This is a genomic window from Jeotgalibacillus sp. S-D1 (assembly GCF_004358665.1).
Classification (GTDB): Bacteria; Bacillota; Bacilli; order Bacillales; family Jeotgalibacillaceae; genus Jeotgalibacillus.
Genome location: NZ_SMZR01000002.1, coordinates 280,716 through 295,327, shown reverse-complemented (window position 1 = coordinate 295,327; position 14,612 = coordinate 280,716). Strand labels below are relative to the sequence as shown.

Annotated in this window: 15 protein-coding genes; 13 read left to right on the top strand and 2 right to left on the bottom strand. The window is 42.5% G+C overall.

Going from position 1 to position 14,612, the window contains the following annotated elements; translation table 11 throughout:
* Positions 1-45: 45 nt before the first annotated feature.
* Together E2R51_RS08450 and E2R51_RS08445 are read left to right on the top strand one after the other, a co-directional pair.
* Complete coding sequence (locus E2R51_RS08450; RefSeq protein ID WP_240733015.1) at positions 46-681, top strand: SGNH/GDSL hydrolase family protein; 636 nt, start codon at positions 46-48, stop codon at positions 679-681.
* A complete protein-coding gene (locus E2R51_RS08445; RefSeq protein ID WP_133376617.1) occupies positions 682-1,581 on the top strand; it encodes an ROK family protein in 900 nt (299 codons plus the stop codon).
* 1,033 nt (positions 1,582-2,614) lie between these two features.
* On the opposite strand, the gene E2R51_RS20125 is transcribed toward E2R51_RS08445, so the two are convergent.
* Entirely contained in the window at positions 2,615-2,806 is a 192-nt protein-coding gene (locus tag E2R51_RS20125) for a helix-turn-helix domain-containing protein (protein ID WP_133376616.1), read from the bottom strand.
* 468 nt (positions 2,807-3,274) lie between these two features.
* Between E2R51_RS20125 and E2R51_RS08435 the strand changes: the two genes are divergently transcribed.
* The 8 genes from E2R51_RS08435 (at position 3,275) to E2R51_RS08400 (ending at position 10,561) form a co-directional block, all read left to right on the top strand.
* Positions 3,275-4,360, top strand: a complete 1,086-nt coding sequence (locus tag E2R51_RS08435) for a Gfo/Idh/MocA family protein (protein ID WP_133376615.1) — start codon at positions 3,275-3,277, stop codon at positions 4,358-4,360.
* Between the two features lie 197 nt (positions 4,361-4,557).
* Positions 4,558-5,415 (top strand): GRP family sugar transporter, encoded by an 858-nt coding sequence (locus tag E2R51_RS08430; protein WP_133376614.1) that lies wholly within the window; start codon positions 4,558-4,560, stop codon positions 5,413-5,415.
* A gap of 11 nt (positions 5,416-5,426) precedes the next feature.
* Positions 5,427-6,212, top strand: a complete 786-nt coding sequence (locus tag E2R51_RS08425; RefSeq protein WP_133376613.1) for a glucose-1-dehydrogenase — start codon at positions 5,427-5,429, stop codon at positions 6,210-6,212.
* 392 nt (positions 6,213-6,604) lie between these two features.
* On the top strand, positions 6,605-7,066 hold the full coding sequence (locus E2R51_RS08420) for a GNAT family N-acetyltransferase (protein ID WP_133376612.1): 462 nt from the start codon (positions 6,605-6,607) through the stop codon (positions 7,064-7,066).
* Positions 7,067-7,212: 146 nt separating this feature from the next.
* Entirely contained in the window at positions 7,213-7,707 is a 495-nt protein-coding gene (locus E2R51_RS08415) for a DinB family protein (RefSeq protein WP_133376611.1), read from the top strand.
* A 365-nt stretch (positions 7,708-8,072) separates the two neighbouring features.
* Positions 8,073-8,612 carry a mycothiol transferase gene (locus E2R51_RS08410; protein ID WP_133376610.1) on the top strand — a complete coding sequence of 180 codons (540 nt, stop codon included), beginning with the start codon at positions 8,073-8,075 and terminating at the stop codon, positions 8,610-8,612.
* Positions 8,613-8,758: 146 nt separating this feature from the next.
* A complete protein-coding gene (locus E2R51_RS08405) occupies positions 8,759-9,280 on the top strand; it encodes an RDD family protein (RefSeq protein ID WP_133376609.1) in 522 nt (173 codons plus the stop codon).
* Between the two features lie 123 nt (positions 9,281-9,403).
* Positions 9,404-10,561 carry a Gfo/Idh/MocA family protein gene (locus E2R51_RS08400; RefSeq protein ID WP_205703316.1) on the top strand — a complete coding sequence of 386 codons (1,158 nt, stop codon included), beginning with the start codon at positions 9,404-9,406 and terminating at the stop codon, positions 10,559-10,561.
* 331 nt (positions 10,562-10,892) lie between these two features.
* On the opposite strand, the gene E2R51_RS08395 is transcribed toward E2R51_RS08400, so the two are convergent.
* The gene (locus tag E2R51_RS08395; protein ID WP_240733014.1) at positions 10,893-12,323 is read right to left on the bottom strand and encodes a YfcC family protein; all 1,431 of its coding nucleotides are present in this window, start codon (positions 12,321-12,323) and stop codon (positions 10,893-10,895) included.
* 332 nt (positions 12,324-12,655) lie between these two features.
* Here E2R51_RS08395 and E2R51_RS08390 point away from each other — a divergent pair, with 332 nt between their 5' ends.
* The 3 genes from E2R51_RS08390 to E2R51_RS08380 are packed head-to-tail and all read left to right on the top strand — an operon-like array spanning position 12,656 to position 14,534.
* Positions 12,656-12,877 carry a transcriptional regulator gene (locus E2R51_RS08390; RefSeq protein WP_133376608.1) on the top strand — a complete coding sequence of 74 codons (222 nt, stop codon included), beginning with the start codon at positions 12,656-12,658 and terminating at the stop codon, positions 12,875-12,877.
* Between the two features lie 16 nt (positions 12,878-12,893).
* Positions 12,894-13,253: a YolD-like family protein gene (locus E2R51_RS08385; RefSeq protein WP_133376607.1), complete on the top strand. Its 360-nt coding sequence runs from the start codon at positions 12,894-12,896 to the stop codon at positions 13,251-13,253.
* A 9-nt stretch (positions 13,254-13,262) separates the two neighbouring features.
* Positions 13,263-14,534 carry a Y-family DNA polymerase gene (locus E2R51_RS08380; protein WP_133376606.1) on the top strand — a complete coding sequence of 424 codons (1,272 nt, stop codon included), beginning with the start codon at positions 13,263-13,265 and terminating at the stop codon, positions 14,532-14,534.
* Positions 14,535-14,612: the final 78 nt, after the last annotated feature.

Genomic DNA, 14,612 nt, shown 5'->3' with positions numbered 1-14,612 from the left:
ATCATAAGATAGAAAACGCTTTCTAGTTGAACAGGAGGAATTTGTGTGACAAAGACTCTACTATTTATTGGCGATAGTATTACAGAGTGCGGCAGGCAGGAGGATGTACGGGGAATTGGGACAGGCTATGTGAATGAACTTTACAAAAAAATAGTGGCGACCGATTCATCGTGGGAAATCCTAAACCGTGGTGTGGGCGGTGACCGAATTACTCATCTGGAGGAGCGATGGGAGCGCGATGTCCTTTCATTTAACCCGGATGTCCTGTCGATATCCATTGGTGTGAATGATGTGTGGCATCAGCTTGACTGGCCGGAACAGTCACAGGTTGATCCGCCTTTGTTTGAAGAGGTCTATCAACGGCTTTTGCAGCAGGTAAATCCGAAAACCAAGCTAATCCTGATGGAACCGACAATTATTCAGGAAAACTACAATTCCAAAGGAAACCAGATGCTTACACATTATGCAGCCATTGTCCGTAAATTGGCTAAGCAGTACAATGCCATTCTTGTTCCCGCCTTCAGTGAATTTATGAATGCGATTGATAAAGGCGATCACGGCAAGCTTACCACCGATGGCGTCCACATGACAGATGAAGGAAATCAGCTGCTGGCGGCTGTCTGGCAAAAGGCTGTACCTGCTCATGTTCTATTTGACCTTCCTTTGAAAGGAACAATTTAAATGAATACTGCCGGTGTAGATCTTGGGGGGACACGCGTCCGAGTAGGGGTCATTAATGAAGAAATGAAAATTATGCATTGGGAGGAAAGAGATTCTGAGGTGGCGTCAGGGTCTGATCATACGTTATCGATTATTATTTCCATGCTGGAACGGGCAAAGGCCAAATTTCCTTTTCAGCGGATTGGTATATGTGCACCGGGGCCGCTCGACCACAAGCTTGGTGTTCTGCTGGATCCGCCGAATCTTCTGAACTGGGGTTATATTCCGATTACAGATATGCTCCATACCCATTTCGGACTTCCTGTTCTGTTATTAAATGACGCCAATGCGGCAGCTCTTTCAGAAGCTTCAAGCGGATCAGGGCGTGAGTATGAAAGTGTTTGGTTTACTACGGTCAGCACCGGGATAGGAAGCGGCTACGTGCATCAGGGAAAACTTATCCAGGGGGCGAGAGGCTGTGCCGGTGAGATCGGCAACATGATTATTGTGCCTGATGGGAAAGTTCATTCCAATATGAATCCAGGGGCCCTGGAAGCATATGCTAGCGGCACCGCTTTAACCAAGGTGAGCAGAGAACAATACGGCTGGGAAAATGGTGCCCGAGAAGCCATAGAACGGGCCATTGCAGGCGAACAGGACGCAATCAAACTGATTGACCAGACGCTTACTTATATCGCCATTGCTTTAGCGAACGTTGTACATACTGTAAACCCAGCGATTTTTGTTATGGGCGGGGGCGTTATGACCCACCATTCCTATTTACTGCCGATTCTTGCGGCAAAAACAAATGAACGCGTTTACGAAAGTCTGAAAAACTCTTTTGACTTTGCTTATGCAGATCATGGCACAGAAGCTGGCGTTTTGGGTGCGGCGATTTATGCACGGGATGTTGCTTTATGAGGCAAATTATTTTAGAAAGCTGGCACATAACGAAGGGGCTTAACGATTAAATAAGGATGGATATAATTATGGATTACAACTTTATTTCTATAGTAGTTGTCTTTGTTATTATGCTGATCATAGGATCTATTCTAAATATACTCTTTAAGACAGCCAGTAAAACAAATTGGATTATAACATTGCTTTTTGCCATTTGCTTTTCAATTATATTTACAGCCGTATTTAATTCTAATTGATAAGATATTGATCGAAGACATCCTTTATTGTTTGCTCAATGTAGCTATCGGGTGTCGTTTTGTTATTGCTAATCATAATTGTGTTTAACTGAACTTGGAAGTTACTTGGTATACAATCACCTTTTTTCATCAATATAGATAGGAATCACGGTCAGCATTGGATTATACATATGGAATAAGGAATATTACCACGAACATGGTCTTTGGAAGCGCTCTCGAAGTAAAGGTTGTAGTGCCCTGGCTTGCTGAGCCTTTAAAACTTAAAGTTATTTATCCAGCTTTTGTGAACCGAATAGAAACCCAATAATAGTTGAAAGGGTGATCCATTGAGCAATCAAAAACTTTTTATACTGTCTATGGCAATAGTCATGATATTGGCAATTCCATTTGTACTTTTTGTTGAGCGTGGAACTTGGTATAGCTTTATTGGATTTATCTGTATAGCTTCTATACCTTACTTCATTAAAACAAAATTTGCGAAGACGAATGATCAAGATAAATAGAATAGGAGGGAAAGGGTCTTAGGAATTAGGCACTTTCTTTATTTACTTTACGAATCCAATTGCACTAGAAATAGAATGGCCTTATTGGGATCTTGCTGATAGGTCGGTCGATTGTCAATTTAAATTATCAAACAAAATAGTTATCCATAAATTTTTAAAAAACCTCATGACTCCACAAAGTTATGAGGTTTTTTATTATAAAAAAGTGACTCTCCCTATTTCAGAAAGAGTCCAAGAGGAGATGTATCGTTAACTGTAGTGCGATTTTATCGAATGTGTGTTTGTTTTAAGGAATTATCTTTCATGATCTCGTATAGATTTAATCATCATGTTTTTCGAACGCATCAGTTCATGCAAGACTATCTTCTGATACGTTTTAGCTTTTTCTTTATCGGCAATATAGTAAAAAATGCTCTCTTTACGCACATTACCCTCTTGGACTTTTTTCACACGTTTTAGAATGCATTCTGCCGCCATCTCATGCAAGGATCGGTAGATACTTTACCCTTTAGTAACCTGGGCATTCCTATTTTTCGGTGAAATTCAAATTAGAATGATAACTTAAAAGAAAAAGAGTGAGGTTAGGACATAACTCCTTAAATCATGTAAATTTAGTCTGATCTAATTGTAACGACTAGGTGAACGGAGCGGAAGGCGGCGACTCCTGCATGATTTGACGGCAAGCTGAGACCCCGCAAGGCGAAGCCTTAGGAGGGCTCAGCGCCGTCCCTGCGGAAAGCGTCCGCCTGAAGCGCAGTGAACCGGTTTGAAGAGACTGAAACACATTCGTCCCAACCTCCAACCTCCTCTTTTTTAATTTTTGATAAATTAAATTTATTGAAATTATTTTAAATTATGAATTTTCTACAGATCTTACTTTTTATTATGAGATAATGAGTTCATATGCTGCATTTTTATTATTACATAACTTTTTAAAGTGAAAGGATGATTGAAATGGCTAGGAAACTGAAGATTGGTATTATCGGTTGTGGAGGAATTGCGGAAGGTAAGCATCTTCCATCACTGTCGAAGCTGGAACAAGTTGAACTTACTGCGTTCTGTGACATTATTGCAGAAAAAGCAGAGAAGGCAAAAGCTGAGTATGGCGGAGAGGATTCAAGAGTATATGAAGATTACAGGGAATTATTAGAAGATCAAAAAATTGACGTCATTCATGTTTGTACGCCCAATAGCTCCCATGCTGAAATTACAATTGCTGCCTTAGAGGCGGGCAAGCATGTCATGTGTGAAAAACCAATGGCAAAAACGTCAGAGGAAGCCAAAGCGATGGTGGAAGCGGCAAAACGCACAGGGAAAAAGCTTACAATCGGTTATAATAACCGTTTCAGACAGGACAGCCGGCATCTAAAGGCAGTGTGTGAGCAGGGTGATCTTGGTGATATTTATTTTGCAAAAGCGCATGCAATCAGACGAAGAGCCGTTCCTACCTGGGGTGTGTTTTTAGATGAAGAGAAGCAGGGGGGCGGACCGCTGATTGACATTGGCACCCACGCGCTCGATTTAACGCTTTGGATGATGAATAATTACAAGCCAAAAGCGGTGCTTGGCACGACATATTTTAAACTGGGCCAGAAGAAAAACGCAGCAAACCTGTTTGGTTCGTGGGACCCTGAAAAATTCACAGTAGAGGATTCAGCATTTGGGTTTATTACGATGCAAAATGGTGCCACGATCTCGCTTGAATCAAGCTGGGCACTGAATACCCTTGATGTCGATGAGGCTAAATGTTCGCTGAGCGGAACAGAAGGCGGAGCGGATATGAAAGAGGGGCTGCGCATTAATGGCGAAAATCTTGGTCAGCTCTTCACGACTAAAGTAGATTTAAATGATGGAAATATTGCCTTTTTTGAAGGGGAGCAGGAAACAGAGGCTGATCTTGAAGCAAGGCTTTGGATTGACAGCATTATTCATGACACACCGCCGCTGGTAAAACCGCAGGAGGCTTACGTGGTTACACAGATTTTAGAGGCACTCTATGAATCAGCTAAGACGGGTAAAGCCGTTTACTTTGATGAATAAATTGAATTGAATTAAAAATGTTTAATTGACTGGGGCTGCTTCCTTTTGAAGCGGTCTTTTTCACGTGAAAAACCGGCTATGCAAGAAGCTTCTTTTTCAGTTTCTGCAGTAATTTGTCGAAAAGCTTCGATTGCTGGTTTACGCAGTCTGCTTCAGGGCAAACATAGGAAATATATAGTTACTAAGGCGGTGTTTATTTGGATATCTTAATTGCGCTTATTCCTGCGGTTATGTGGGGAAGCATATTGCTCGTTGCAACAAAGCTCGGAGGGGAACCTTATAATCAGGTAGTTGGGACTACCTTTGGTGCATTAATATTTTCTATCGTTGTATTCTTTTTTATCTCTCCCGAATTTACCTGGACAGCTATCATTGTCGGGTTTATTTCCGGTCTGCTCTGGTCTTTGGGTCAGATGAACCAGTTTAAAACAGTCACTCATTTAGGTGTCTCGAAAACATTGCCCATCTCCACCGGACTGCAGCTTGTTGGAACCTCTTTATTCGGGGTGCTGGTCTTTGGCGAATGGTCAACCACGATGAAGCTGATTATTGGAATTTCAGCTCTTGTGCTTATTTGTCTGGGCGTTGTTTTTACCTCCTATCAGGAAAAAGAGGAGAATGGAAATGATGGAAAAAGTCCGCTTAAAAAAGGGATTCCATTGCTTCTGATTTCCACTGTCGGGTACGTCGGCTATGTCGTTATCATTCGCTGGTTTTCAATAGATGGCTGGTCAGCGATCCTGCCGCAGTCTGTGGGGATGGTAGTTGGAGCCATACTTTTAAGCATCAAAAGGAAACCATTTAATAAATATACAGTTCGTAATGTGATACCGGGATTAATGTGGGCTGCAGGTAATCTTGCTTTGCTCCTTTCCATACCAAGAGTAGGAACGGCCACCAGCTTCTCCTTATCTCAAACGGGAATTATCATTTCCACACTCGGGGGCATTTTCTTACTGGGAGAAAAGAAAACGAAAAAACAGCTGGTGCTTGTCATTATAGGATGCGTACTGATCATTGTCGGCGGTGTCATGCTTGGATTTACGAAAGAATAGGAGGAAATGGGATGTACAATGAGTTAGAGGGAAGGGTGGCAATCGTCACTGGAGCTTCAACAGGATTAGGGAAAGCGATCGCTATACGTTTTGGTGAAGAAAAAATGAAGGTAGTCGTCAATTATTTGAATAAAGAAAAGGAAGCAAAAGAAGTGGCAGATCTGGTTAAGCGTGCAGGCGGTGATGCTGTAGCTGTTCAGGGTGACGTATCTGTCGAAGAAGATGTTGACCGTCTCATCCAATCAGCGCACGAGCAGTTTGGAGCATTGCATGTCATGATGAATAATGCCGGCATGCAAAAAGAAATTCCATCACACGAAATGACGCTTGAACAGTGGAATAAAGTAATCTCTGTAAACTTAACGGGCACCTTCCTTGGCTCAACGAAAGCAATTGCCTATATGCTGGAGCATAAGATTAAAGGGTCTGTCATTAATATGTCGAGTGTTCACGAAGTAGTGCCATGGCCGCATTTTGTTCATTATGCATCAAGCAAAGGCGGAATGAAAATGCTTTCCCAGACGTTGGCACTTGAATATGCCGGGAAAGGAATCCGTGTAAACAACATCGGACCCGGGGCGATTAATACGCCGATCAATGAAGAAAAATTTGCTAATGAGCAGGATCGCAATGAAGTTTTATCAATGATTCCAATGAAAGAAATTGGGGAACCTGATCAAGTGGCTTCCGTCGCTGCTTTTCTGGCCTCTGATCAAGCAAGCTACGTAACAGGAACCACCTTGTTTGTTGATGGGGGCATGACGCTGTACCCCTCTTTCCAAGCCGGAAAAGGATAATAAAGTAAGCGCCTCTTTACAAAAAGTTATAACTGTACAAAAGAAGAGTTATCCCTTATCTTCTAAGTAGTACCTCATTCGATGGATTGGAGGCAGGGGCATGTTAAACAAAATTAAGAAATTAATGAGTGATCCCAAAGTACAGAAAACAGTAAAAGAAAAAGTAATTCCCATGGTGAAAAAAGAAATGGAAAAAAGAAAAGGGAATAAACGATAATTGGTATAAGCCAAGCTGATCCTTCCAGGTCAGCTTGGCTTTTTTAAATACTGACCATTCTGAGCGTAATGCTATAAGAATTACTTATGCTGCTGCACCGTTTTAATGTAATTAACTTATTGCTTGTCAGGCCGTAGTATACAAGTAGAAGGTTTTAAAGGGGGAGAGGTTACAAATGCAAACAGACATAAAATTTAGAATAGCGACCGAGCAGGATTTGAATCGAATTGTAAAAATGCTGGCTGATGATCCTTTAGGAAGTAAGAGAGAGCTCTATGAGGAACCGCTTCCGGATGGCTACATAAAAGCATTTAATGCCATTTCATCTGATCCGAATAATGAGTTAATCGTCGCCTATCGTGAAAATGAAGTAATAGGCGTTCAGCAGATTACATTTACACCTTATATCACTCATCAAGGGGCATGGAGAGCGACGATTGAAGGCGTTAGAACATCTTCTTCTGAGCGTGGAAAAGGGATAGGGAAGGAACTTATACGCTTTGCAATTCAGCGCGCAAAAGAACGCGGGTGTCATTTGGTTCAGCTCACAACCGATAAAAAACGCGAAGACGCTTTGCGTTTTTATGAACATTTAGGTTTTGTGGCATCGCATGAAGGATTAAAAATGAAGCTATAAGAATGTTTCTGGAGCTGTGCTGCCCCATATTTAACCCCTACAGAAAAAGGATTTTGCAGATTCATGGAGAATTATAGAATTATGAATAGGACGCCGTGCACTAAGTGGCACAGGATAATAAAATTTTATGTAATGGAGGGTCTCCAATGTTGAAGTTATTTGAATACAACTGGCAGGTTCGAGAGGATTGGTTTGCCTGGTGTGAAGCAGTACCGGAAGAAGAATTGTTAAAGGACCGGGTTGGCGGTGTGGGAAGCATTTTATATACGCTCTTCCATATTATCGATGTCGAATACAGCTGGCTTCGGGGACTGCAGGGTAAGCCTGACCTTGGAGAGCCGCCATTTACAGCGTTCGCCAGCTTAGAAAAAATTAAGAGCCTATCAAGACGCTATCACGATGAAATAGAACCTTTTGTGAAAGCCTGGACCAGCGATATGGACTCCCTGATTTTTTCAGAATCCAATTCAGAAGGGGAGACGGAAAGCTTCAGGCACGGAGAGGTAATGCGCCACGTCATTGCTCATGAAATTCACCATATCGGACAATTATCCGTGTGGGCCCGTGAAGTGGAAAAACAGCCGGTCACAGCAAACCTTATTCGAAGAGGATTGTATGATAAAGAAATGGAGACCAGCTGAGACGGGCTTCTGCCAATTCATTACGATCAGAGGATAATTTCAATTTGAGTTCTTCATAATGAAAGCCGCTAAAAAGAAGATTAATTTTTGATCTTCTTTTTAGCGGCTTTCATTTTACCATCACCGCGCGGTAGAATCTCCGATAATTCAATCTGTTAAAATGTTTCTTTTTCAAATCCTATGACTCTAACTCACATCACTAAAGAACAAATAAAAATTTCTATTCTATCTTTCACAAGAATATAAATATACATAAATGATATTACAGAGATCATCTAAAGAATTATTATTCAAAAAAAGGATTTTTTTAAAAGCAGCTAGAAGGGATGTAGCAGGATAGAAAAGATGATGAGAGGAGTGTATAAATGGAATCAAAGGATAAACGATTTATTGTCGAGCAAAAAGAAGGGTATACGCCGGAGATTGGCAGACTCCTTTCCATGATGGACTACGTCCGATTGACGACGCTTGAAGAGGTGGCCGATTTAACTGCTGTTGAGCTTGATTACCGCGTAGAGGGAAGTGGCAATTCAATCGGGTGCCTGCTCTATCATATGGCCTGTGTGGAAGAAGTCTATCAGATTATGACTTTTGATAACCGGCATCCAACCGATGAAGAACTGCAAAAGCTGGAATCTGGGCTGGGTCTTGGGGAAAAGGCACACGAAAAAATATATGGAAAAGAGATCGAATTTTATAAGGAACAATTAAGCCTGGTTCGGGAGCGAACGCTGGAGCGGTTTAAGCATAAAGAGGATGCCTGGCTGGATGAGGTCTCGCCGTTTGGTCCCAATCACTTTGCCAATAACTATTTTCGCTGGTTTCATGTATATGAAGATGAGCTCAATCATCGGGGACAGATCCGTCTGATTCGCAAACATGTAAAAAGAGTACAGGAAAGCTGAAGGAAGCCGGCAAATCGCCCGCCTCTTTTGTCCAGCACACGGTCAGCTATGAACTCAATATGTTAGAACCAGCTATTTATATCCGCTTTTTCAGAATGATTGCTTAACGAAAAAATTAACAATCGCAATTGAAAGAGGTCATGTTAATGAATGCTGGAATTGTGCTTCGTTTCAAAGCTTTCATGATTGATTATTTATTCATTTTAGCTTATTTGATTGGACTCTTTCTTGTGAACCTGCTGCTGTTTCCATCCCTGAAAGAATTATTTAACGGCTCCCTCATTAAAGCTCAATTTTCAGGTTTCTTACTGGTAACCCTGCCTGTGTCGCTATATTTTATTATTAGCGATTCGGTAATTGGGGGACAGTCTTTTGGGAAAAAGAAAACCGGAATCCGTGTGGTTGATGACAAGGGGGCAGCTCTTTCCGTGCTGCATGGAGCGTTCCGGACCATCCTGAAATTTTTACCCTGGGAGCTGTCGCATTATCTTGTATACCGGTTGATTTATACGGCTGGCGGGGAAGTCCCACTAAATTATTACCTTATCGGAGGTCTCGTTTATGCGCTCATGTTTGCCTATATTTTGACGGCCATTTTTACGAAAAAAAAGAGATCCCTGTACGATTTAGTGGCAAAAACTCAGGTTATCAGGGTTTCTTCCAGCTGAATACTGTTTACAATAAATGCTTTTTATGGGTTTTGAGCGTCGGCAGTAAAGGGAATAGATTACCAACTGCCAACTAATTTGGAAAATGGTTCTTGATGCGCGCAGTTGGATGGAGGAATAGGCATGCAAAAGGAAAAAAAGCAAGTTCGCATCGGCATGATTGGTTATAAGTTCATGGGGAAGGCTCATTCCCATGCATATCGTGATGTGCCATTTTACTTTGATACGAATGTGGAACCCGTTATGCAGGCCATTTGTGGACGAAATGAAGAAGCGGTTAAAAATGCAGCGCAAAAAATGGGCTGGAACAGTTATGAAACGGATTGGCGCAAGCTGATTGCCCGCGATGATATTGATTTGATCGACATTGTAACGCCAAATAATCTCCACTCAGAAATTGCCATTGCTGCTGCTAAAGCGGGAAAACATGTATTTTGTGAAAAGCCTCTCGCCATCACTCTTGAAGAATCGAAGGAAATGCTGAAAGCGGCTGAGGAAAACAATGTACTTCATGTCATTAACCACAACTATCGTTTTACTCCTGCTATGCAATGGGCGAAAAAGATTATTGATGAAGGAAAGCTTGGAAAGATTTATCATGTCAGAGCCAAGTATCTGCAGGACTGGCTGATGGATCCTGACTCCCCAATGGTGTGGCGATTAAGCAAAGAAGTAAGCGGATCCGGCGCCCATGGCGATCTGGCTGCACACAGCATCGATCTTGCCCGGTTTTTGGCAGGTGAATTCAAGGAAGTGTGCGGAATTTTGGAAACGTTTATAAAAGAACGTCCCATGACAAAAGAATGCACATCAGATGAAACATCCGGCAAGGTGGATGTAGATGATGCAAGTCTGTTTCTTGCCCGATTCGAAAGCGGGGCAGTAGGCACTTTTGAAGCCACACGCTTTGCCGGAGGAAACCGAAATGGAAATCGAATTGAACTTAACGGGGAAAAAGGGTCCATACGGTGGAATATGGAAAAAATGAATGAGCTTGAGGTTTATCTCCATGAGGATGAGCCTGGTCTTCAAGGCTTCCGGTCGATTCACTGTACAGAAGACGTTCACCCATATGCCGGTAATTATTGGCCGCCCGGTCATATCATCGGCTATGAGCATACCTTTATTAATTTAATTGCTGACATGCTGAACGCAATCGATAACAGGGATAAGATGGAGCCTAATTTTGAAGATGGGGTTCGCAATCAGGCAGTGCTTGCTGCGGTGGCGGAGTCATCTGAGACAAAGGCATGGGTGTCGATTGAAGATCTGATCGATTAATAAGTTGTATTGAAAAGGTGGCAGGCAATAATGGATAAAATGATTATTTCTCAGAAAAAGGGACGGTTCATTTCCGCTGCAGGCGGCGCTTTCCGCGGGGCGGGGGTGAGCCACTTTGATGCTGCGCATCTTCAGTGTCTCACCTTTCCCGCTACATCCCGCTGGAGTCGCCACCTTCCGCTGCAATGAACCTTCGCTCAATAGCTTATTGGGTGATCTGAAAAAGACAATTGATTCTGAACATAGATAAAAAGAAGGCTCTCACAAACTTTTGTTGTGAGAGCCTTCTTATGGGGGTTTGTCCTATCCTCTTTTAGTTACAACAACTCAATTAAACCGGACCCCAGCCGGTCATCACAGCAAAAACCAGCATGATAACAGCGATGACGGTCCATATTAGCAGAAGGGGAAGCATCCATTTTGTCCACTTGATCCAGGAAACGCCTGCGACGGCCAAACTTGCCATCAGCGGTCCTGAAGTAGGGAAAATACTGTTCGTAAATCCATCTCCAAATTGATATGCCTGCACAGCAACCTGTCTTGTAACACCGATCATATCTGCCAGCGGAGACAAAATGGGCATGGCGATCATGGCCTGGCCGCTGCCGGATGGAATCAGGAAATTCATTCCTGCATTTGCTGCAAACATGCCAAGAGCTGCAAATACAGGGGAGAGCCCTGTTAACGGTACGGATAAGGTGTGCACAAAAGTATCAAGAATCGCCGCATTTTCCATGACAATTAAAATCGCTCTTGCCACGCCGATGATCAACGCCCCATACACCAGTTTTTGGCAGCCATCTAAAAAAGTGATGGCAATCGTGTTATAGTTCATCCCTGCAACGGCCCCAGCTACCAGACCGATAATGATAAAGAACGCCGCCATATGATCAACCGTCCATGCATATTGAATCGTGGCGAAAATAAAAAACACGAGCGCAATGCCAACAGAAGAAAGAATAATTTTATGGCGGACGGTAAACGGAGCCTTTAAGTCCTCCCCGTCAGAAGAGCTCGAATCCAAAACGCCAATCAGGCTTTTTGAAGGATCCTCTAACACTTTTTTTGCATATGCCCATGTATACCAAATGGTAACTCCAACGATCGCGACAAATGCAATAATGCGCAGCAGCATGCCTGAAAATAGCGGAACTTCCGCGATCGATTGTGCAATTCCTACTGTATAAGGATTGAGAAAACCTACATTAAAACCTGCGAATGTCGCGCCAAATGTGATCGCCACTGCCACAATGGCATCAAGTTTAAGGGCGCGTGCAATGATGACGCCGATTGCCACAAAAGGAATGACGGAGTTTGCAACAGCACCTACAGCTCCCCCGATGGCAAATAACAAGGAAACGAAGGCAATCAGAAAAAATTCCTTTCCTTTTGTTTTTTGTACCGCCCGCAGAATTCCTCCCTTAATGGCCCCTGATCGTTCAATTACTTCAAATGCTCCGCCTGCAAATAAAACTAAAAAAATCAAACCTGCTGACTCCACCATTCCTGCCTGCAGTGCCAGAAAAATGTCCATGAATCCTGTAGGATTTTCACCGACCTCACTATATGTCCCTGGGATGACCCGCTCAACCTCATCGACCATCTCCCGATCAAAAGAACCGGCCGGAACAATATAGGTGGCGATGACGGCCATTAATAAAACCAAAAATAAAATTACATATGTATCGGGCATCTCCCATTTTCTTTTAACCGTCTGTCCGGAGGGTTCTTCCTCCTGCGTTTGTTCCGTCTGTAAACTCATATTCATTCCTCCAATTCATTCCTCCATTTTACGGTTTTCATCCATCACTCCTGAACGATTCGTTTCACCTGCCTTAATAAAAATTCCCATTGTGAAAAACAGATGCTGTATATTATATAATTTTTATTGATTATTTGCAAAATTTGAAAAAATAAGGCGAATCATAGGGTACATACGCATTCTGATACCAATAGTAAGCTTATTTTCATTCGTTCCTTCCGTTGTTTGGGAGGAATAAAAAGACGAATTGGATCTTACTGGATGGTGAGGATTTATTTTTATGTATACAAACAGAACATTTGTTCTATAATATAAAGAAAGGAGGGAGCAAAGTGAAAAATCATATGTTGCGTGCAATGGAGAAAAAACAGGTGGTGGAAATGATCTACCTCGCCAACAGCGGAAAGATCAGCCAAAGGCGGATCACCGTCTTAAAAGTAAACGATCATTCCATGGTCGCCTATTGCTTTTTACGCAAAACTCAGCGCACCTTTTCCTACAACAACATTCTTTCCTTTGTTTCTGTGATTCAAAAAGAAAAAATGGTGATTTAACGAGGAGGTCTTTGACATGTTAAAAGACAGAGGAAATATAAAATGGCAGTCGGCCATGATGTTGCCTGAATACGCTAAATTGCTAAGTGAAGCCCGAGTAAATTATGAAAAAGCGGAGAAGCCTGTCATTGATGAACAGACCCTGCACGACATTGAAATTAGTATTCATGAAGCAATGGAATACAATTTATTAACTGAATATCATTATTTTCAAGATGGATCCACCCACTCCGTACAGGGTTTTGTGTATTTCATTGATTACAATGAAAGGCATTATCGGATTAATGATCTGAATCAGCAAAAGGTCATGATTCCTTTTGATATCCTAACCGCAGTAAACGTACTAAGTGATTGTATTCAGTTAGAAGAAGAGTAGGTGAGGACGATGGATTATTCAGTTTACCCCAAAAGAGTGTATGCATGTGTGGATATGAAGTCTTTTTACGCAAGCTGCGCAGCGGTTATGATGAATCTTGATCCTTTAACCTGTTACCTGGCAGTTGTCGGAAATACCGATGCACCCGGAAGTGTCGTGCTTGCAGCGTCACCGGCATTAAAAAGGGACTTTAATATTAAAACCGGTTCAAGATTGTATGAAATCCCTACTGGTCTGGGGATTCATATTGTGAATCCCAGAATGCGGGAATTTCTTGAAATGTCCGTTGAAATTACGAAATTATACTGGCGGTTTGTCCCCCCGGAATTCGTTCATACCTATTCAGTGGATGAATCATTTCTGCGGCTCGATCAGGTGGAGAGTCTGTGGGGCAGCCCCGAAAAAATTTCACGCATGATTCAGGAAGCCATGTTAAAGGAATTTGGGCTATTTTGTACCGTTGGAATAGGCCCCAATCCGCTGATGAGCAAGCTTGCCCTGGACTTGGAAAGTAAAAAAGCGCCAAATGGAATTGCGCGCTGGGAATACGAAGATGTTCCGCAAAAATTATGGACGGTGCGGCCTTTATCTGAAATGTGGGGCATAGGCCGCCGTGTGGAAAAAAGATTGAACCGCATGGGGATTTTTTCAATCGGTGAATTAGCGAATCATCAGGTGGAAGTGCTGGAAAAAGAATTTGGCGTACTTGGCAATCAGCTCTATTATCATGCATGGGGCATCGATTTAAGTGATCTTTCCGGGGCGTCGACCACTCAAAAAAAACCCCAGGTAAGCTACGGGAAAAGCCAGATACTGATGCGTGACTATACGGATCCGGAGGAAGTGAAGCATGTCATATTGGAGATGTGCGAGGATGTCGCCAAGCGGGCGCGTGATGCACGCAAAGCCGGCAGAACCATCAGTCTGGGAATTGGATACAGCAAGGATGAATTTGGCGGAGGGTTTTCACGGGAAAGAAGCTTAGAGAATCCGACGAATATTACAAGAGAAATCTATCAGGTATGCTTGGGGCTGTTTGGTGAGTTTTATACTAATAAAACAGTCAGAAAGATAAGCATTACCCTTTCTTCTATAGAAGACGATACCAATATGCAGCTTGATTTATTTAATGAACGCAAGGCGAAGGAAATCGAGCTGGGCTACACGATGGATGCGATCCGCAATAAATACGGCTCAAAAGCCCTATTGAGAGCGGTCTCCTATACACCGGCAGGAACAGCTTTAAAGCGGGCAAAATTGATTGGCGGCCACAAAGCGTAATCATTCAAATTATTTTTCGCTTAATTTACATCATTTCAGATGCGAGGCATAGATATAAATGTTTCTAAAATGAAATGG